Here is a 19035-nt window from a genome sequence, read left to right on the forward strand (position 1 = left end):
TTGGAGGTAATTATGGGTCAAAATAATAATACACAAATTTTTGAAAAAAGTAGTTTGGAACAAGAGAGAATAAAAAGCATTTTAAAAACAGTATATAATGCTCTAGAAGAAAAGGGATACAACCCAAGTGACCAAATTATAGGATATATATTATCAGGTGATCCAACATATATCACAAGCCATGATAATGCAAGATCCATGATACAAGAAGTAGAGCGTGACGAGCTTTTACAAGAAATGTTAAAAGTTTATTTAGAAAAGATTTAAAAGATTGAGATGGCTTGTCCATCTCTTTTACATATTATATATGTACCTGTAAAGGTTGTGGTTAAATGAATAAAATTTTAGGCTTAGACGTAGGAGATGTGTGGATTGGGGTAGCTATATCAGATGCCCTTTTGCTTACAGCACAACCTCTTATGACAATAAAAAGAGAATCAAATAAGATAGCCTATGAGAAAATTCATGAAATTATTTTAGAAAACAATGTAGAAAAAGTAGTGGTAGGTCTTCCAAAGAACATGAACAACACTATTGGGCCGCAAAGTGAAAAAGTAATCAAGTTTGCAGAAAAGCTTAAAAATAAATTTAAGGTAGAGATTGAGTATGTAGACGAGAGAATGACCACTTTAATGGCCGAACAAGTTTTAATAGAGGGTTCTGTTCGAAGAGAGAATAGAAAAAAATATATAGATAAAATTGCAGCGACTTATATCCTGCAATCCTATCTGGATAGATTAAAATTATAGGTGATAAAATGGAAAAAATAAAATTATATGACGAAAATGATAAAGAAGTTGAATTTTTTGTTGATGCAAAATTTTCTGTTGAGGACACTGATTATGTCGCACTCTATACAGACGAAGAAAATCCAGAAATTTATATATTAAAGGTAATTGAAGACGAAAATGGTGACGAACTTCTTGCTGGCATCGATGATGACGAGTTAGAAGTTGCAAGCAAGGCTTATGAAGAACTTTTAGATGAATTAGACGGTGAATAAATGGAAAGAAACATTGAACCTGTCAAAAAGATCTTAAAGAGCAGTGGATATAAATACACTAAACAGAGAGCAAAGGTCTATGAAATTTTTCTGGACAATAAGGATAAACACTTGACTACAGAAGAAGTTTATAACTTAGTTGCAAAGAAGGACCCAGAAATGGGAATTGCAACTATATATAGGACCGTGCAATTATTCCACAAACTTGGAGTCTTAGATCAAATTGCATTTGATGACAATATTTTAAGATATGAACTAAGAGTACCCAATGAAGGCCATAGGCATCACCATCTAGTTTGCATAAATTGCGGCAAAGTAGAAGAAGTTGATATTGACAACTTAAATGAGCTAGAAGCAAAGATAGAGAAAGATAAGAATTTTAAAATTGTTGACCACACTCTAAAATTTATGGGTTATTGCGAAGACTGCCAACACAAAATTGAGGAGAAGGCAAATTAATGAGAAACACAAATAAGGTGAAGATAATCCCACTGGGAGGACTTCACGAAATAGGAAAGAATCTTACACTAGTTGAATATAGAGATGATATTATCATCATAGACTGTGGTATGACTTTCCCAGAAGACGAAATGCTTGGTATTGATGTTGTAATACCAGATGTAACTTACCTAGAGAACAATAAGCACAAAATAAGAGGACTTGTCCTAACTCACGGTCACGAAGACCATATTGGTGCTATCCCATATGTACTGAGAAAGCTAGACCTAGATATTTATGGAACTGGTCTAACAATTGGGCTACTAGAAAACAAATTAAAAGAACATAGACTTTCAAGAGACAAACTCCACGTAGTAAGTGCTGGAGATGTTGTTAAACTTGGCAAGATGGAAGTAGAATGGATTAATGTAAACCACTCTATTCCAGATGCTTGTGCCCTTGCAATAAAGACACCATTGGGATATGTTTACCACTCAGGTGACTTTAAGGTGGATTTCACTCCAATTAGTGGAGAACCAATTAACCTAACAAGGATTGCAGAAATTGGACAAAAGGGTGTACTTGCCATGATTGGTGAGTCTACTAACGTCCTAAGAGAAGGCTACACAATGAGTGAGTCTAAGGTTGGAGAAACCTTTAATAGACTTTTCCAAAGTTTATCAGACAACAGAATTATAATTGCAACTTTTGCTTCCAACGTTCACAGGGTTCAACAAATTATCAACTCTGCTGAAAAATATGGCAGAAAAGTTGTCTTATCTGGTAGGTCCATGGTAAATGTAACAGAAACAGCGAGAAAGCTTGGACAATTTAGGGTCAAAAAAGATACCTTTGTTGACATCAAGGATATGGACAAGTATGACGACAGTGAAATTGTATTAATCACAACTGGTTCACAAGGAGAGCCAATGTCAGCTCTTACAAGAATTGCCTATGGAGAACATAGAAAAATTCAACTTACACCAAATGATGCAGTTATACTTTCAGCAACTCCAATACCAGGAAATGAAAATGCTGTTACAAAGGTAATAAATAGACTTCTTGAAAGAGGGGCAAAGGTAATTTATGAAACTTTATCAGAAATTCACGTTTCTGGTCACGCTTGTCAAGAAGAGTTAAAGCTAATATTAAGTCTAGTAAAACCAAAATACTTTATACCTGCCCACGGAGAAGTAAGACACCTTATGAAGCACGCAAAGATTGCACAGCAAATGGGCATGGATGAAAGAAATATTTTCATTATGGAAAATGGTAATTGTCTTGAGATTTCACAAAAGTCTGCAAAACTTGTGGGAGATGTTCCATCAGGAAATATCCTTGTTGACGGACTTGGAGTAGGTGATGTTGGTAACATCGTCCTAAGAGACAGAAGACACTTATCAGAAGACGGACTAATAATTGTTGTTATCTCCTTGACAAAAGAAGGCAAGGTTGTTTCAGGTCCTGACATTATTTCAAGAGGCTTCGTTTACGTAAGAGAATCAGAAGACCTTATTGAAGATGCAAAAAATGTTGTTAGAAAAATCTTAAATGACGATTCACGCGACAACTTAAAGGATTGGAATGGACTTAAGTCTGATATACGAGATAACTTGAGATCATATATTTTCAAAAACACAAAGAGAAATCCTATGATTTTACCAATTATTATGGAGGTTTAGGATATTTAGGGAATCTTAGAGGTTCCCTTTTTTAGAGGAATTATGCCAAATATAAATTACGATTATATAGAAAACTATTTAAGAGATTTAAAAGAATTAAAAGATGAAAAGCTTCGCGAGATGATGGATTACGCAGAAGAAAATCACGTTCCAATAGTGGAGAGGGAAAGTGAAGAATTTATTAACTTTCTCCTTGCCATCCACAAGCCAAAGAAGATTCTTGAGCTTGGAACTGCCATAGGCTATTCTTCTATTTCCTTTGCCAAGAGGAATAAGTGCATAGAAAAAATTGACAGCGTAGAGTTAAGAGAAGAAATGGTAGAAATCGCAAGGAAAAATATTTCTGATGTGGGACTTGATAATATAATTAAAGTTCACCACAGTGATGCCTATGACTTTCTTCTTGACTTGGAAGAAAAATACGACTTTATATTTATAGATGCAGCTAAGGGTCAGTACGAAAAATATTTTGATGAGTCCCTAAAAAATTTAAATAATGGGGGAATAATTCTCTGCGACAATGTCCTCTTTAAGGGAATGATAGCAGAAGACTCCCTAGTTAAGAGAAGGAAAATAACAATTGTAAAAAGACTTAGAAAATTTTTAAAAGATATTTCTGGTGATGAGAGATTTGACTCATCAGTAATTCCCATTGGGGACGGAATACTTTTAGTGAGGAGAAAAGATGAAGAAGATTGAACTTTTAGCACCAGCAGGTGATATAAATAAATTAAAAACTGCAGTGGAATATGGTGCCGATGCAGTTTATCTTGGAGGAGAAAGTTTTGGACTTAGAAAAGCTTCCAAAAATTTTTCCATGGAAGATATTAAATGGGCAACAGACTATCTACACGAGAGGGGAAAGAAGATTCACGTTACCCTAAATATTATTCCCCACAACGATGACATGGAAGGTGTAGAAGAATACATCAAGGAACTCTATGAAATTGGAGTTGACGCCCTTATAGTTGCTGACCCAGGAATGTTTATGAAGGTAAAGGAAGTTGCACCAGACTTCCCGATCCATATTTCCACACAAGGATCAGTTACTAATGTTGAAACTGTAAAATTCTGGCAAAAACTGGGAGCAGAAAGAGTTGTAATGGCAAGAGAGCTTAGCCTAAAAGAAGTTGCCGACATTATAAAAGAAGTTGGCGACACAATAGAAGTTGAAACTTTTGCTCACGGTGCCATGTGCATGTCCTACTCAGGCAGATGTCTTCTTTCAAACTACATGACAGGAAGAGATGCCAACATGGGTGACTGCGCTCAACCTTGCAGGTACAAGTACAACCTAGTTGAAGAAAAGAGACCTGGAGAATACTTCCCAATAGAAGAACACGAAGAGGGAACTTTTATCATGAACTCCAAAGACCTTTGTATGATTGAACATATAGACGAAATGATTGAAGCTGGTATTGCCAGTCTTAAAATCGAAGGTCGTGTAAAAAGTGAATACTATCTTGCAACAGTAATTAGGTCTTACAGGATGGCAATCGATGCCTACTATGCTGATCCAGAAAATTATAAGTATGACCCATCCCTATTAGAAGAAATTAAAAAAGTAAGTCACAGGGACTTCACAACAGGTTTCTTCTATGGACAAGCAAACGAAGACTCACAAGTTTATGAGGACAACTCTTATATCAGAGGTTACGACTTCGTGGGAATTGTCCTAGACTATGATGAGGAAACAAAGATTGCAACTATTGAACAGAGAAATAGGGTCTTTGTTGGAGAAGAAATTGAAATCTTTGGACCTGGTATCAAGCACTTTGACTACAAGATAGAAAAGATGTTAGATGATAAGGATAGGGAAATTGATGTTGCAAACAAGGCAAAACAAATTTTTAAAATTAAAATCGAAGAACCTATTAAAAAGGGATTTATTTTAAGGAGAGAAAATGAAGAATAAGGCCTGCATTATTGGAATATGTGGTGGAAGTGGTAGCGGCAAGAGTACTGTTACCAAGAAACTAATTGAACTAATTGGAAGAGAAAATGTGTCAGTAATTGAACAAGACTCCTACTACAAGGACCAGTCTAATTTGGATTTTGAAGAGAGGGTCAAGACAAACTATGACCATCCTCTTGCCTTTGACAACGACCTCTTATTTCAACACCTACAAATGTTAAAGGAAGGGAAGTCTATTGAGAAACCAATTTATAACTTCGCCCTCCACAACAGGAGTAAGGAAAAGGAAGTTGTTGAGCCAAAGCCAATTATTATTCTCGAAGGAATTTTAATTTTTAACGAGATTAACTTAATTGACATCATGGACATAAAAGTTTTTGTGGACACTGATGCTGATGTTAGGATAATAAGAAGGATCAAGAGGGACATGCTTGAGAGGGGAAGGTCCCTTGACTCAGTTATTGAACAGTATCTTGCAACAGTTAGACCATCACATCTTCAATTTGTTGAGCCTTCAAAGAGGTATGCGGACTTAATCATCCCAGAAGGCGGCGAAAATGAAGTTGCCATTGATATTTTGTACCAAAAAATAAAATCTTTGGTATAAAATGTTTGACAATGACAGACATCTGTGCTATCATTGTTTTTGTTATTAAAGAAGAAGTCCGCTTCTCACCTAATGGCACAGTCATTTAGGTTATTTGAAAATTACGATGAATTTGCGGGCATCTTTTTAGGTGCCTGCTTTTTTAATTTACGGAGGTGCTTAGAAATTAAAGAACTTCAAATCAATGAAGAGATAAGAGAAAAGGAAGTCAGATTAGTAGATGATGAGGGCAATCAACTTGGTGTTGTGTCCAAGAATCAAGCCATCGACATGGCTATATCTAAAAAACTGGACCTAGTAAAAGTTGCTCCAAATGCAAAACCACCAGTGTGCCGTATAATGGACTATGGTAAATACAGATACGAGCAAGAGAAAAAAGAAAAAGAAGCTAGAAAAAAGCAAAAGGTAATCAATGTTAAGGAACTTAGATTTAGTCCAAACATTGAAGATCATGACTTGAATACTAAAGCCAATAGAGCTATTGATTTCTTAAAAAACGGTGATAGAGTTAAGGTTTCAGTTAGATTTAGAGGTAGAGAGATGGGTCATACTGATCTTGGAAGAGAAGTTCTCGACAAGTTCTATGATTTAATTTCTGAGTATGGAGTTGTGGACAAAAAACCTAAAATGGAAGGAAGAAGTTTAGTTATGTTCCTTTCAGAAAGAAAAGACAGCGACAAGTCTGATAATTAAGGAGGATTTTTATGGCAAAGATGAAAACTCACAGAGCTTCCGCAAAGAGGTTTAAGAGAACTGGTTCTGGAAAGCTTAAGAGATTTTACGCTTTTAAAGGACATTTAACAGGTAAAAAATCTGCTAAGAGAATAAGAAAATTAAGAAAGAGCAGTACGGTTTCTAAAGGTGATCAAAGAAGAATTGATCACATGATCCCTTAATAGGAGGTAAAAATGGCTAGAGTAAAAAGAGGCGTTAACGCTAAAAAAAGACATAAGAATATACTAAAGCAATCCAAGGGATATTTTGGTGCTAAATCAAAATTATTTAGAACTGCTAACCAAGCTGTTATGAAATCTCTTAACTATGCTTACATTGGTAGAAAACAAAGAAAAAGAGATTTTAGAAAACTTTGGATTACAAGAATTAATGCAGCTGCAAGAATTAATGGCATGAGCTATTCAAAATTCATTAGCGGCCTTAAGAAAGCAAACATCACTATTAACAGAAAGATGCTTTCTGAAATGGCAATCAATGATCCAGCTGCTTTTGCAAAACTAGTTGAAATTGCAAAAGAACAATAAATAATTGCTCCCTTTTGGGAGCTTTTTTTGTATAATAAGTTTGAATAAATTTATTTAAAGAGGAAATTATGATTAGAAAATTAAAAAAGAATTCACCACTTATGGTTTGCCTTTCCTTCTTTGGCTTGATACTATTTGGGGCAATCTTATTAAACCTTCCACAAGCATCAGCTGATGGAAAGTCCATTGGATTTTTAAATGCCCTCTTCACATCAACATCAGCTTCTTGTGTAACGGGACTTATTGTGGCCAACACTGCCACTCAATGGACAGTCTTTGGCAAACTTATAATTATAACTTTGATACAAATTGGTGGGCTGGGAACAATGGTCTTCCTGTCCCTAATTGCTCTTGCCTTTAATAAAAAAATTGGGATCAATGAAAGAAGAATTATAAAGGAACAGACTAATGCTGACACAAGCAAGGGAATTATAAGGCTTGTTATATACATCATCAAGTTTTCTTTAAGTGTGGAACTTATTGGGGCAGTCTTACTTGCCACAAGATTTATACCAGACTTTGGCCTTCAAAAGGGAATTTTATTTTCCCTTTTCCATTCCATCTCAGCCTTTTGTAACGCAGGTTTTGATATTCTTGGCAACTCCCTTGTGGACTATGTAGACAACATAACGGTAAACCTTGTTATTGCCTTTCTAATAATTTTTGGTGGACTAGGCTTTACAGTTTATATTGATATCTATAAGAAGAGGAGATTTAGGAACTTGAGCCTACACTCCAAGGTTGTTATTTCAATTACAGGAATATTGCTCTTACTGGGAACCATAGCCTACTTTATCTTGGAACACAAGAGTGCATCTATGGAAGGCTTGACCCTAAAGGGGAAAATTTTGGCATCCTTCTTTATGTCATCTTCAGCAAGGACAGCTGGTTTTAACTCCATAGACATTGGCAAGATGCAAAAAGGTTCGGTTATAGTTACAATTATGTTAATGTTCATTGGTGCATCACCGGCATCAACTGGTGGTGGTATCAAGACAACAACTTTTGGTGTCTTGTTATTTTCAACCCTATCTGTTTTAAGGGGAAATGACGAAACAGAAATTTTCCACAAGACAATTCCACGTGACGCCCTCTTAAAGAGTCTTTGCATTTTTTCACTGGGATCTGCCTTGGTAATTTTTTCTTCCCTTTGTATAACAATAATCGAAGGTGGAAAATTTTTGTATCTAGATATTTTATATGAAATTGTATCAGCCATTGGTACAGTAGGAGTTAGTAGAGGATTAACTGCCAACTTAAGTTCTCTTTCAAAGTTGATTATAATTGTTTTAATGTATCTTGGAAGGGTTGGGGCAGCTACTCTTGGAATAGGTCTTTTAAATAGGAAAAATAAGAAGCACACAAGATATTCATATGGGAAAATTATAGTGGGGTAAAAAATGAAGACATTTATTGTATTTGGCTGTGGTAGATTTGGTTCCACTGTGGCCACTAGATTATATGATTTGAAAAATGACGTTGTGGTCGTAGATTCAGACCATGAAAAAATTGATTTAATTAACGACAATGTAACAGAGGCAATTGTATGTGACCTTGAAGATGAAAAGGCAGTAGGAGAATTAGCTTTAAACAATTATGACGTGGCAATAGTCGCCATTGGTGAAAGCCTTGAACCAGCAATTATGGCAGTCCTTGCGTCTAAGGAAGCGGGGATTGGAAAAGTTATCGCCAAGGCAACATCCTATAGGTTTGGAAAAATTTTGTTAAAATGTGGAGCAGATAAAATTATTTTTCCAGAAAGAGATATGGGTTATAGAGTTGCGAATAATTTATCCAACAACAACTTGCTTGACTCCGATGAAATATCCAAGGGATACAGTTTTTATGATTTCAATGCACCTGTAAAAATGAGTGGAAAAGATTTGACTGAACTTGGACTTAGAGAAGACTACAACTTTAACATCTTGATGGTAAAGAGGAATGGTGAAAACTTTGTAAATCCAGGCTCTGATTTTAAGATTAAGGAAGATGACACTTTGACAGTTTTAGGTTCAGACAAGGACATCAAAAATTTTATAGAAGAAAACTAAAAATTATGAAAAAACAAAAAATAAGGACTAAGGCCTTTGAGACCTAGTCCTTATTTTTTTTGCAAATTTTTATATAAATTTTCTTATTACGAAATAAAAGAAAAGTATTAGCCAAGCTATGACGTGACAAGTAATGTTGACTCTCTTTCTTATTTTTTCATTCTTAATAATTTTTGTGTACTCAGTTAAAAAATATCCTGCCAAGCAAATAAAATAAAGGGGAACTATTGTAAGATAAAACATAAAACCACCGCCTTATTTAATTTTATCACGAAAAAGCTATTAACCAATAAAAATTTATAAAATCCTCTTATTTACATATCTACATTTATAAACTACAATTAAATTAATACATAAAAGAAATGAAAGAGGTAATCTTATGAAAAAATTAAAAAAACTTTTACTTGTGGGCCTAGCAGCTACAACTTTAGTTGCCTGTGGCAAGACAACAGAAAATAAGACTCCAGAAGTAAAAGAACCAGAAAAAATAGTTTATTACACACCACTAACTCATGAAGAGAGAGATAACGAGGAACAAAAAAATAAAAAAATATTTGCAGTTATGCTTGATAACCACGACGATGCAAGGCCTCAAGCACAAATTTCCAAGGCCGACATAATCTATGAGTACAGGGTTGAGGGTGAGTTTACAAGATACATGGCCCTCTTCCAAAGCAACTTCCCAGAAAATGTGGGACCAGTTCGCTCTGCAAGACCTTACTTTGTCCAAACTGCCAAGGAATACAATGCAATTTATGCCCACTGGGGTGGATCAGAAGCAGGACTTGCTGAAGTAAGAAGTAGGAATGTTGTTGACCTTGATGGGATTGCACTTGAAGGGATTGTCTTCCACAGAAACAAGGACGTTGGCAAGCGTGCACCCCACAATGGTTATATTTCCCTTCCAGAACTTGAAAATTACCTAGTGGAAAAGGGAGTTGACGTAAATGACAACACTGCATCCCTAAACTTTTACGACAAGGAAGCAAATATCCAAGGTCTTGATGTGGGGGAAATAACACTAAACTTTAACAAAAACTACAAGACAAACTTTATCTATGATGAAGCTACAGGAAAATACAAATACATTCGTCAAGGACAACCAGTTATTGACGAGGCAACAGGCCAAGAATTTTCTACAGATAACCTTGTAGTCCTCTTCCAAAAGGGAGTAGTTGCTGGACCTAAGGGAACTTTAAAAATGGCAAATATTGGCACAGGCACAGGACTTCTTCTTCAAAAGGGAAAACTTGCCCCAATAACTTGGGAAAAGGAAAATGAAGATGCAAGGACAATCTTAAAATATCCTGACGAAACTGAAGTAAAATTCTGCCCAGGCAGAACTTTCTTCTCCATAGTTGATGAAGAAAAGGATGCAGTCTACCAAGTTCCAGAAACTGAAGGACAAGAAGGTCAAGAAGGGGAAGGAAATAATACAGAAAACCAAACCCCAGCGAATCCTGAAAATCAAAAATAAAATTAAAAAATCTTATTTTGGGTAAGAAAGACATAGAGGTGATTTTATGATTAATATGACAAAAATCGACTATGTAATAAATATAACTGGCGCGTCTTACGACATTGTGAGAAAGGCACTTTTAGACAGCGACGGAGACGTTGATGTAGCAATCTCTTATATTAGAGAAGGCAAGTACGATGTAAACATTGACCCATCAAAGGTTTATGAAAATGAGGAAGAAAAAGAATCTGACCCTAAGGGTGAAAGAAAAACTGGAAGGGAATATGTTGATGATGTTATCAACTATCTTGACGAAATTCTTGAAGCCATAAAGGAAATCTGGAGAAAGGGAAATGCCAGCAGACTATTGGTGGAAAATAAGGGTGAAACTGTCCTATCACTTTCACTTACAACTTCTGCAATTGGTATGCTTCTAGCTTTACCAGCATCCCTACTTGGACTTTCTGCAGCCTATGTTTATGACTACTCCTTCAAGATCATCATGGACAATGGAGAAGTTATCGACGTCAAAGAATACCTAAAAGATAAGAGCAAATTTTTATAAAATTTATTAAAGTTAAGAGCCCCTCGGGGCTTTTTTCTTTAAGAAATGAGGAAAAAATGATAATTACTAGTAAAAACAACAATACATACAAATTTTTAAAGGGACTTTTAGAGAAAAAGCACAGGCAAGAGAATAAACTCTTTATGGTGGAGAAGCCTGTGGTTATTGAAGAGGCCGAGGGCTTTGAAATTAAGTATCTTGCCCTAAGTGAGTCTGCCTACAGTTCAAATAAATTTGAAAATATTATAAAAAACCTGGACCAAGACAAGATTTTTGTCTTTTCCGACAATATTTTCAAAAATCTTTGCGATGCAGTAACATCTCCTGGCATCATAGCCTATTATTCCTATCTTCACAGGGACTTTGACAGGACTTCAGGCAAATTTCTCTACCTTGACGACATAAGGGAGCCGGGAAACCTTGGGGGAATAATACGATCAGCCGATGCCCTGGGACTTGACGGCCTGATAATCTCTCCTGAATCCTGCGACCTTTACAATCCAAAGACTGTGAGGTCCTCTATGTCTTCTATCTTTAGGCTGTCAATTTACTTTATGAGTAGGGAAGACTTGGTTGATTTAGACTTCAATATTATTGCAACTTCATTAGAAAATTCTACTTCCACAAGAGACTACGACTTCAAGGACAAAGACATAGTTGTAATTGGAAATGAAGCCAAGGGGGTTTCAGACTTTTTAATGTCCCATGCAAAGGGATTTTTAAATATTCCAATTTCTCCTAAGGTAGATTCTTTAAATGCCAATGTTGCAGCATCAATTATAATTTACGAGATGATGAAATGACCTACGTATTAGTGGCAGAGAACTTTCCAGAAAAAGCTGCAGAGAAATTAAAAGCCTATGGACAAGTGGTGAGGACCAAGGCAAACACAAGAGTATTAAGAGGACTTGATACCCACCCAGACATTTTGGTCCATCCACTTCCTAATGGCGATTTTGTTGTTGACAGAGATAATTTTGACTATTATAAAGAGATTTTTAAGGACAAAAAAGTTCTTCCATCTCATTCATCTTTATCGGCAAAATACCCAGGGGACATTCACTTAAATGCCTTTGTCTTTAAAAATTTTTTCATCCACAACTTAAGGCACACAGACCAAGTCATCCTAGATTACTATAAAAATCGTGGCTACGACCTGGTAAATATAAAGCAGGGTTATGCAAAATGCTCCTGTCTTGTAACCGAGGACTTTGTCATCACAAGCGACGGAGGAATCTACGGGACCCTAAAGGACTTGATTCCCATTTATAAGATAGACCATGGACAAATTAAACTCCAAAACTTCAACTATGGTTTTATTGGAGGTGCTACTGGAGTCTTGGGCAAAAAAATATTCTTCACAGGAGACTTTTCTCATCATTCATCCCATGAAGAAATTTTAAAAATTATTAATAAGTATGATTATGAAATTGAAATTTTGTCCAAAGACCCAATAGAAGATTACGGTTCTATTTATATTATTTAAAACTTTTGTAAAAATGGAAAATATAAAAGATGGTATGTAGAAGGGTTAATTCCCTTCTTTAATACCATCTTTTATTTATAATATAATTATTAGGATATTTATAAACATATACTATCTATTTATTTTTTTGTTAATAATTTTTTCATATAAAAATTTATTGTCATCAAGGTAATCAAACATTAACTTAGAAAGCAAATCTTTAAATACATAATCTTCTTCAAGGTAAGATTCCTCAGAAATGCCAGAAATGTAAATCATCTCTGTTAGAAGTCTACCACTATTTGAAGACATATATTTAGTCTTTTCTTCAAGTATAAGAAAAAGAAAATCACCATACTCAGCCTCTCGTGGATCTACATATTCTATACTTTTTTCATTTTCTATAATTTTAAAGAGACGAAAGGACATGTCCTTTATCTCAACATTTAACTTAACATTTCCCACGAAATGCTTTGCATTTTCACTAAGCATATTCCTCTTATAGGAAGGTAATTCTGAAAAATCAATTTCAACAAGATCAAATTTATTTTTGAGATAAGATATAAGGTCTTTTGAATCTCTCTCGCCAATAGGAATTAGGTGTTTGAACATTTTAATTTGAGTTTTGTAGTCCATTTTACTTTTACATCTCCTCAAAGGATTATTATATAAAATAATTTTAACTCCTCTTAGGGAGTTTTTTTTTATTGACCTTTAATAAGTAAAGAGACAAGACCAGGCCAAGTACAAAAAATATAATTGAAGTGAAGGAGTAGTCCACGACTTTGAAAAAATAAATAATAAAAAAGTTATTGTAGAGGACTGGTATAAGGAAGACATAGAAAAAATAAAAACTTTTATTTTTATAAATTAAGGGCAAAGAAATCAGAAGTGGCAAGACAAAGGAGCTGAGCCCATAAAAATTTATAAATGCAAAGAATCCATAAAAATTATCTTCTAAGACAGGTAGAATGGGAACAGATCCCATAACAATAAGAGTAATGATAAAATATTTTAACTTGTCCTTCATAAGCCCCTCCATAAATAAAATTTATTAAATTATATCAAAAATCTTTTTTTAAAATGTAGTTTTACCTTATATTGAAATTTAGATAAATTATCTTTTGTATAATTTTTATTCTTTCTTATCAAAATGGTCTTTAATCATTAAATCTAGGTAAATAAGTGATAAGGCAATTAGTGGATACCAATAAAAAGCTGAACTTACACTATTTCCTAAATAGTCAAGAAAATAAAATATAAAACTAAATTTACTGTCTGAGCTACGATAAAAACCATAAAATTCACTTAAGGCTGTATAAAGTCTAAATAGGATTGGAATAAGAAATAATAAGGTTAATACAATTCTCTTTTTAGTTTTTATTTTCATAATTACCTCCAAATATTTATTTCTTCTTAAATTATATCAAAAAAATAATAAAAATCTTGTTTTAAATAAATTCTCCTGGGTAATATATAGGAGCGAGAGAAATGATAATTTCTCTTATAATTATTCTTGAAGATATAAAAACTTTGTGTTATTATAGAAACAATTTTAAAAGAGACTTTGATAAGAAGAGTAGGATCTATAAAATTCTAAGAGAGGAAATGGCTGGTGAAAGTTTCCAATTTTATATTTTTGAAAACTAACTTGGAGTCCCATAGCAAACTATGGCGTCAGGACGCGTTAAGTCCCTAGAGTTTAATTAAGGTGGAACCACGGTCATCGTCCTTTGGGATGGTGGCTTTTTTTATTATTAATTTTTAGGAGGATAAAATGATTATAAAGTACCCAGACGGATCACAAAAAGAATATGAAAGCGGAGTAAAGGTATCTGAAATTACTGGAGACATATCCCAAGGTCTTTTAAGACAATCTCTTGGAGCAGTAGTTAACGGTGAAATCCTTGGCCTTGACGACAAGGTTTATGAAGATAGCGACTTCAAAGTTGTAAAATTTGAAGACAAGGAAGGAAAGCAAATTTTCTGGCACACTGCATCCCACATTATGGCTTATGCAATCCAAGAACTTTACCCAGATACAAAATTTGCCATTGGACCTTCAACTGAAACAGGCTTCTATTACGACCTTGACCTTGAACACAGATTTGTAGAAGAAGACTTCAAGGCAATTGAAGACAAGATGAAGGAAATTGCTAAGAAGGACCTTCCAGTAGAAAGAATTGAAATTTCAAGAGAAGAAGCCCTAGCTTACTTCAAAGAAAAAAATCAAGACTACAAGGTTGAACTAATAAATGACCTTCCAGAAGATGAAAAAATCACAATGTATAAGATTGGTGACTTCACTGACCTTTGCAAGGGACCTCACCTTCTTTCAACTAAAAAAATCAAGGCTATTAAACTTCTTTCAATAGCAGGTGCTTATTGGAGAGGGGACTCTGACAATAAGATGCTACAAAGAATTTATGGTATTGCCTTTGAAAAACAAAAACAATTAGACGAATACATTGAAAGACGTGAAGAAGCTGAAAAGAGAGACCACAGAAAACTTGGTAAGGAACTTGACCTTTTTAGCATGCACGAAGAAGGACCTGGCTTCCCATTCTTCCATCCAAATGGAATGATTTTAAGAAACACTCTACTTGATTGGTGGAGGGGAGTTCTAAATGAAAATGGATACGGAGAAATCTTAACTCCAATTATCCTTAATGAAGCCCTATGGCATAGATCAGGCCACTGGGACCATTACAAGGACAATATGTACTTCACAAAGATTGATGACGGCGACTACGCAGTTAAACCAATGAACTGCCCAGGCTCAATCCTTGTTTACAATTCCAACAACCACTCTTATAGGGACCTTCCTATTAGACTTGCAGAATATGGTGTTGTTCACAGACACGAACTTTCTGGAGCCCTACACGGCCTATTTAGAGTAAGAACATTTACTCAAGATGATGCTCACGTTTACTGCTTGTTCTCACAAGTTAAAGACGAAGTATTCAAGATGATTGACCTTGCAGATTACCTATACTCAACATTTGGATTTAAATATTCAATTGAACTTTCTACAAGACCAGATGACTACATGGGAGACCTTGACGCTTGGAACCTTGCAGAAAAGAACCTAAAAGAAGCCCTAGAAGAAAAAAATCTTCCATACACAATTAACGAAGGCGACGGAGCTTTCTATGGTCCTAAGATTGACTTCCACCTAGAAGATGCCATTGGTAGAACTTGGCAATGTGGTACAATCCAACTTGACTTCCAACTTCCAGAAAACTTTGACTTAACTTACGTTGATGAAAATGGAGAAAGACAAAGACCAGTTATGCTTCACAGGGCCCTACTTGGATCAGTTGAAAGATTTATGGGTATCCTAATCGAACACTTTGCTGGTAAATTCCCACTATGGTTATCTCCAGTTCAAGTTGAAGTTATCCCTGTATCTGACAAGTTCAAGGATTATGCACAAAATCTTGCAGATAAACTTCACGCAGAAGGACTTAGGGTTCACCTAGATGGACGTACTGAAAAAGTTGGTTACAAGATTAGAGAAGCACAAGTTAAGAAGATCAACTACATGCTAGTAATTGGTGAAAAAGAAGAAACTTCTGGCAAGCTTTCTGTTAGAAAGAGAAGCGGCGAAGAAGTTCAAGATGTTGATGTAGATGAATTTATAGCATCACTTAAAGAAGAAATTAAAAACAAGACAATAACTGAATAAGTTATACTTGAAAAACTTATAAATAAAAGATAAAATCACAGCAGGTCTAAAGGGCCTGCTATTTTTGTGGACTTTTAGATTTAAGAAAAACCCTCATGCCCGAATATCTCATTACAAAAATTGAAGTTTTCCATTAGGATATTCTTGGCAAGAGGTTTTTAATTTGCAATAGTCTAAGCAAATTATTTTTTATGCTAAAATCACAAATAATTACAAAGTCACAAGTTTTTATGGACTGATAAATAATTATAGGGTATTAATTTTTTATGACTTGACAAAAATTTATAAAGCTTGAGTTTATTGTGATTTGTTAAAAATTTATTAACTAATAAATATGTGTAAGCTCATAAATTTTTATAAAGTAAGAAGCAATTACAAGCTCATAAATTTTTATAAAATAAAAAAACTAAGGCCATAAATATTTATAAAATTTCTTTACAAACCCATATTCATGTGATAAAATACATTGATGTAACCGCACAGAATAGGTTTTAAAACTTCGGTGCCTAGGATGGCGAGTCTTGTAATGAGGAGGTGCTACAAATGTACGCAATTATTGAAACAGGCGGAAAGCAATATACTGTTGAAGCTGGTAACAAAATTAGAGTTGAAAAACTAGATGCAAAAGAAGGCGACGTTGTAACTTTTGACAAGGTTGTTTTTGTATCAGGTGACGAACCAAAAGTTGGTACTCCATATGTAGAGGGTGCTAAGGTTGAAGCTAAGGTACTAGCTCAAGATAAAGCTAAAAAAGTTGTTGTATATAAATACAAAGCTAAGAAAAATGAAAGAAAGAAAAAGGGTCACCGTCAACCATACACTTTAGTTGAAATCACAGGTATTAACTAATGACTAGGATTGACCTTTACAAAAAGGGCGATTATTACTATGGATTTAAGTCTTGTGGCCACGCAGAAGGAGATTTTGACACACTTGTCTGCTCCAGCATATCCACTCTCACTCAAACCCTATACTTTACCTTGATTGAAAAGTTGGGGATAAGCGAAAGTGACATAAGTGACACACAGGGCGACGGACTGTTAAAAATAGAAATTTTAAAAAGTGAAATTTTTAAAAGAAATGATATTCAAACTTGTTTTGAATTTATGATTAAGGGGATAGAACTCATTGACGAGGCCTATCCAGGATATTTGACACTAAAGAAGGTGGAGGTGCAAAATGATTAAATTTGATTTATTGCTTTTTTCTTCTAAAAAAGGAGCAGGTTCTTCTAAGAACGGTCGTGACTCAAACTCAAAGAGACTTGGAGTTAAGAGAGGCGACGGACAATTTGTTCTAGCAGGTAACATCATCGTTAGACAAAGAGGAACAAAAATCCATCCAGGTGAAAATGTAATGAAAGGGTCAGATGACACTTTATTTGCAACAGCTGATGGAATTTTAAGATTCACAACTAAGGGCAAAGGCGGAAAGAAATTCGCTAATGTTTACCAAGAAGAAAAAGTTGAATTAGCATAAAGATAAAGCAAGGGAAACCTTGCTTTTATTTTTTTAAGAGTAAAGTCTAATTTTCACAAAGATTTTACATATTTGACATAAGGTTCAAGTTTTCACTACAATTCTGTGCTAATTCTGTGATATAATTTTAGAAAATGCGAGGTAAAAATGTTTATAGATATAGCTAAAATAAAATTAAAGGCCGGAAAAGGTGGAGATGGCGCTGTCGCTTGGAGAAGAGAAAAATTCGAACCAGCAGGAGGACCAGCTGGTGGCGACGGAGGCAGAGGTGGCAATGTAATTGTAATGACAGACTCTGGACTTCACACTTTGATGGACTTTAGATACAAAAGAGAATACAAAGCCGAAAATGGTCAAAATGGTATGAGCAAGTTAAAATTTGGAAAAGATGGAGAAGATATTATCCTAAAGGTACCAGTTGGAACCCTAATTAGGGACGCCAACACTAATGGAGTTATCTACGACCTAAAGGAAAATAATATGTCTGTCACTGTCTGCAAGGGTGGACGTGGCGGCATGGGAAATGCCAGGTTCAAGACTTCCACTAGACAGGCACCAGCCTTTGCCCAAGCAGGCAACATGGGAGAAGAAAGAGAAATAATCTTGGAACTTAAACTCCTTGCCGATGTGGGACTAGTAGGTTTTCCTAACGTAGGTAAGTCAACCCTTCTTTCCATAGTTACATCTGCTAGGCCAAAGATTGCCAACTATCACTTTACAACCCTTTCTCCAAACCTAGGTGTTGTAAAAATTGATGAAGGCGAATCCTTTGTTATAGCAGACATACCTGGACTAATCGAAGGAGCATCAGAAGGGATTGGTCTTGGAGACGAATTTCTAAAACACGTTGAGAGGACAGGAATTTTAATCCACGTCCTAGATGTTTCTGGTTCAGAATACAGGGATCCAGTGGAAGATTTCCACAAGATCAATGAAGAACTTGTGAGATACAATGAAAAACTGGGAGAAAAGAAGCAAATTATTTTTGCCAACAAGACAGATGTCCCAGGAGCAGAAGAAAACCTAGAAAAATTAAGAGAAGAACTTGGGGACAAGTACGAGATAATAGCTGGCTCTTGTGCCACAACAGAAAATGTAGACAAGTTAATGAAGGAAACTTATAGGCTCCTTCAAGAAGTGGACTACGAAGACCACGAAACTTACGACATAGTACACGTAGAAGAAGTTAAGAGAGAAGAAGGCATCAGTGTCTTCAAGGAACATGGCGAATATTTTGTTGAAGGACCATACATTGACAAACTCCTTCGTTCCACAAACTTCGACGACTACGATTCACTTAAATACTTCCAAGAAAACCTTAGAAAGAATAAGGTTGTAGAAAAACTAGAAGAACTTGGGGCCCACGATGGCTGTTCAGTATTTATTGGCGAATACGAATTTGAATTTTTTGAATAAGCAGGTGA

25 protein-coding genes and 2 other annotated features are annotated in these 19035 nt (G+C 35.1%); of the genes, 22 read left to right on the forward strand and 3 right to left on the reverse strand.

Translation table 11 applies throughout. The features are described from left to right. The first annotated feature begins 12 nt into the window (after window positions 1-12). The 17 genes from I6I93_RS07245 to I6I93_RS07325 all read left to right on the forward strand — a co-directional run bounded on the left by I6I93_RS07245 (window position 13) and on the right by I6I93_RS07325 (window position 12465). Window positions 13-267 carry an IreB family regulatory phosphoprotein gene (locus tag I6I93_RS07245; protein WP_070702559.1) on the forward strand — a complete coding sequence of 85 codons (255 nt, stop codon included), beginning with the start codon at window positions 13-15 and terminating at the stop codon, window positions 265-267. A gap of 65 nt (window positions 268-332) precedes the next feature. Continuing rightward, window positions 333-749 carry a Holliday junction resolvase RuvX gene (ruvX, locus tag I6I93_RS07250; RefSeq protein ID WP_112890003.1) on the forward strand — a complete coding sequence of 139 codons (417 nt, stop codon included), beginning with the start codon at window positions 333-335 and terminating at the stop codon, window positions 747-749. Between the two features lie 8 nt (window positions 750-757). Then, window positions 758-1003, forward strand: coding sequence for a DUF1292 domain-containing protein (locus tag I6I93_RS07255; RefSeq protein WP_070702563.1), 246 nt, complete (start codon window positions 758-760; stop codon window positions 1001-1003). After that, complete coding sequence (locus I6I93_RS07260) at window positions 1004-1462, forward strand: Fur family transcriptional regulator (RefSeq protein WP_112890004.1); 459 nt, start codon at window positions 1004-1006, stop codon at window positions 1460-1462. Beyond that, window positions 1462-3123, forward strand: a complete 1662-nt coding sequence (locus tag I6I93_RS07265; protein WP_112890005.1) for a ribonuclease J — start codon at window positions 1462-1464, stop codon at window positions 3121-3123. Before I6I93_RS07260 ends, I6I93_RS07265 begins: the two co-directional genes overlap by 1 nt. A gap of 42 nt (window positions 3124-3165) precedes the next feature. Continuing rightward, window positions 3166-3822 carry an O-methyltransferase gene (locus I6I93_RS07270; protein ID WP_112890006.1) on the forward strand — a complete coding sequence of 219 codons (657 nt, stop codon included), beginning with the start codon at window positions 3166-3168 and terminating at the stop codon, window positions 3820-3822. Beyond that, window positions 3809-5038: a peptidase U32 family protein gene (locus I6I93_RS07275; protein ID WP_112890007.1), complete on the forward strand. Its 1230-nt coding sequence runs from the start codon at window positions 3809-3811 to the stop codon at window positions 5036-5038. The genes I6I93_RS07270 and I6I93_RS07275 overlap by 14 nt, the downstream gene beginning before the upstream one ends. Further along, on the forward strand, window positions 5028-5645 hold the full coding sequence (gene udk, locus I6I93_RS07280) for a uridine kinase (RefSeq protein ID WP_112890008.1): 618 nt from the start codon (window positions 5028-5030) through the stop codon (window positions 5643-5645). The genes I6I93_RS07275 and udk overlap by 11 nt, the downstream gene beginning before the upstream one ends. Window positions 5646-5717: 72 nt before the next feature. Beyond that, a complete protein-coding gene (gene infC / locus I6I93_RS07285) occupies window positions 5718-6338 on the forward strand; it encodes a translation initiation factor IF-3 (protein ID WP_236587174.1) in 621 nt (206 codons plus the stop codon). 11 nt (window positions 6339-6349) lie between these two features. Continuing rightward, entirely contained in the window at window positions 6350-6541 is a 192-nt protein-coding gene (gene rpmI / locus I6I93_RS07290; protein ID WP_070702574.1) for a 50S ribosomal protein L35, read from the forward strand. Between the two features lie 12 nt (window positions 6542-6553). Beyond that, complete coding sequence (gene rplT / locus I6I93_RS07295) at window positions 6554-6904, forward strand: 50S ribosomal protein L20 (protein ID WP_070702576.1); 351 nt, start codon at window positions 6554-6556, stop codon at window positions 6902-6904. Between the two features lie 68 nt (window positions 6905-6972). After that, window positions 6973-8301, forward strand: a complete 1329-nt coding sequence (locus tag I6I93_RS07300; protein ID WP_112890009.1) for a TrkH family potassium uptake protein — start codon at window positions 6973-6975, stop codon at window positions 8299-8301. 3 nt (window positions 8302-8304) lie between these two features. Further along, on the forward strand, window positions 8305-8955 hold the full coding sequence (locus tag I6I93_RS07305) for a potassium channel family protein (protein ID WP_070702580.1): 651 nt from the start codon (window positions 8305-8307) through the stop codon (window positions 8953-8955). Between the two features lie 379 nt (window positions 8956-9334). Further along, window positions 9335-10432 (forward strand): DUF3048 domain-containing protein, encoded by a 1098-nt coding sequence (locus I6I93_RS07310; protein WP_112890010.1) that lies wholly within the window; start codon window positions 9335-9337, stop codon window positions 10430-10432. Window positions 10433-10478: 46 nt separating this feature from the next. Then, the gene (locus I6I93_RS07315; RefSeq protein WP_070702584.1) at window positions 10479-10979 is read left to right on the forward strand and encodes a DUF4342 domain-containing protein; all 501 of its coding nucleotides are present in this window, start codon (window positions 10479-10481) and stop codon (window positions 10977-10979) included. 56 nt (window positions 10980-11035) lie between these two features. Next, complete coding sequence (locus I6I93_RS07320; RefSeq protein WP_112890011.1) at window positions 11036-11782, forward strand: TrmH family RNA methyltransferase; 747 nt, start codon at window positions 11036-11038, stop codon at window positions 11780-11782. Continuing rightward, complete coding sequence (locus tag I6I93_RS07325) at window positions 11779-12465, forward strand: DUF6873 family GME fold protein (RefSeq protein WP_112890012.1); 687 nt, start codon at window positions 11779-11781, stop codon at window positions 12463-12465. Before I6I93_RS07320 ends, I6I93_RS07325 begins: the two co-directional genes overlap by 4 nt. Window positions 12466-12576: 111 nt before the next feature. Here the strand turns inward: I6I93_RS07325 and I6I93_RS07330 are convergent, their stop codons facing one another. The 3 genes from I6I93_RS07330 to I6I93_RS07340 form a co-directional block, all read right to left on the reverse strand. After that, window positions 12577-13080: a hypothetical protein gene (locus I6I93_RS07330; RefSeq protein ID WP_112890013.1), complete on the reverse strand. Its 504-nt coding sequence runs from the start codon at window positions 13078-13080 to the stop codon at window positions 12577-12579. Window positions 13081-13123: 43 nt separating this feature from the next. Next, window positions 13124-13474 carry a hypothetical protein gene (locus I6I93_RS07335; RefSeq protein WP_112890014.1) on the reverse strand — a complete coding sequence of 117 codons (351 nt, stop codon included), beginning with the start codon at window positions 13472-13474 and terminating at the stop codon, window positions 13124-13126. A gap of 105 nt (window positions 13475-13579) precedes the next feature. Beyond that, entirely contained in the window at window positions 13580-13834 is a 255-nt protein-coding gene (locus I6I93_RS07340) for a hypothetical protein (protein WP_112890015.1), read from the reverse strand. 168 nt (window positions 13835-14002) lie between these two features. Continuing rightward, window positions 14003-14181 (forward strand) — a binding site (T-box leader). Window positions 14182-14221: 40 nt separating this feature from the next. Between I6I93_RS07340 and thrS the strand changes: the two genes are divergently transcribed. From thrS to obgE, 5 genes are all read left to right on the forward strand, one after another. Beyond that, window positions 14222-16132, forward strand: a complete 1911-nt coding sequence (gene thrS / locus I6I93_RS07350; protein ID WP_112890016.1) for a threonine--tRNA ligase — start codon at window positions 14222-14224, stop codon at window positions 16130-16132. 463 nt (window positions 16133-16595) lie between these two features. Beyond that, window positions 16596-16664, forward strand: a sequence feature (ribosomal protein L21 leader region). Between the two features lie 11 nt (window positions 16665-16675). Then, window positions 16676-16981: a 50S ribosomal protein L21 gene (gene rplU / locus I6I93_RS07355; RefSeq protein ID WP_112890017.1), complete on the forward strand. Its 306-nt coding sequence runs from the start codon at window positions 16676-16678 to the stop codon at window positions 16979-16981. After that, window positions 16981-17319: a ribosomal-processing cysteine protease Prp gene (locus I6I93_RS07360; RefSeq protein ID WP_112890018.1), complete on the forward strand. Its 339-nt coding sequence runs from the start codon at window positions 16981-16983 to the stop codon at window positions 17317-17319. Before rplU ends, I6I93_RS07360 begins: the two co-directional genes overlap by 1 nt. Further along, complete coding sequence (rpmA, locus tag I6I93_RS07365; protein WP_019138550.1) at window positions 17312-17611, forward strand: 50S ribosomal protein L27; 300 nt, start codon at window positions 17312-17314, stop codon at window positions 17609-17611. The genes I6I93_RS07360 and rpmA overlap by 8 nt, the downstream gene beginning before the upstream one ends. Before the next feature lie 147 nt (window positions 17612-17758). Then, entirely contained in the window at window positions 17759-19027 is a 1269-nt protein-coding gene (obgE, locus tag I6I93_RS07370) for a GTPase ObgE (RefSeq protein ID WP_112890019.1), read from the forward strand. Window positions 19028-19035: the final 8 nt, after the last annotated feature.

Source organism: Peptoniphilus harei, from assembly GCF_016726485.1.
Classification (GTDB): Bacteria; Bacillota; Clostridia; order Tissierellales; family Peptoniphilaceae; genus Peptoniphilus_A; species Peptoniphilus_A harei.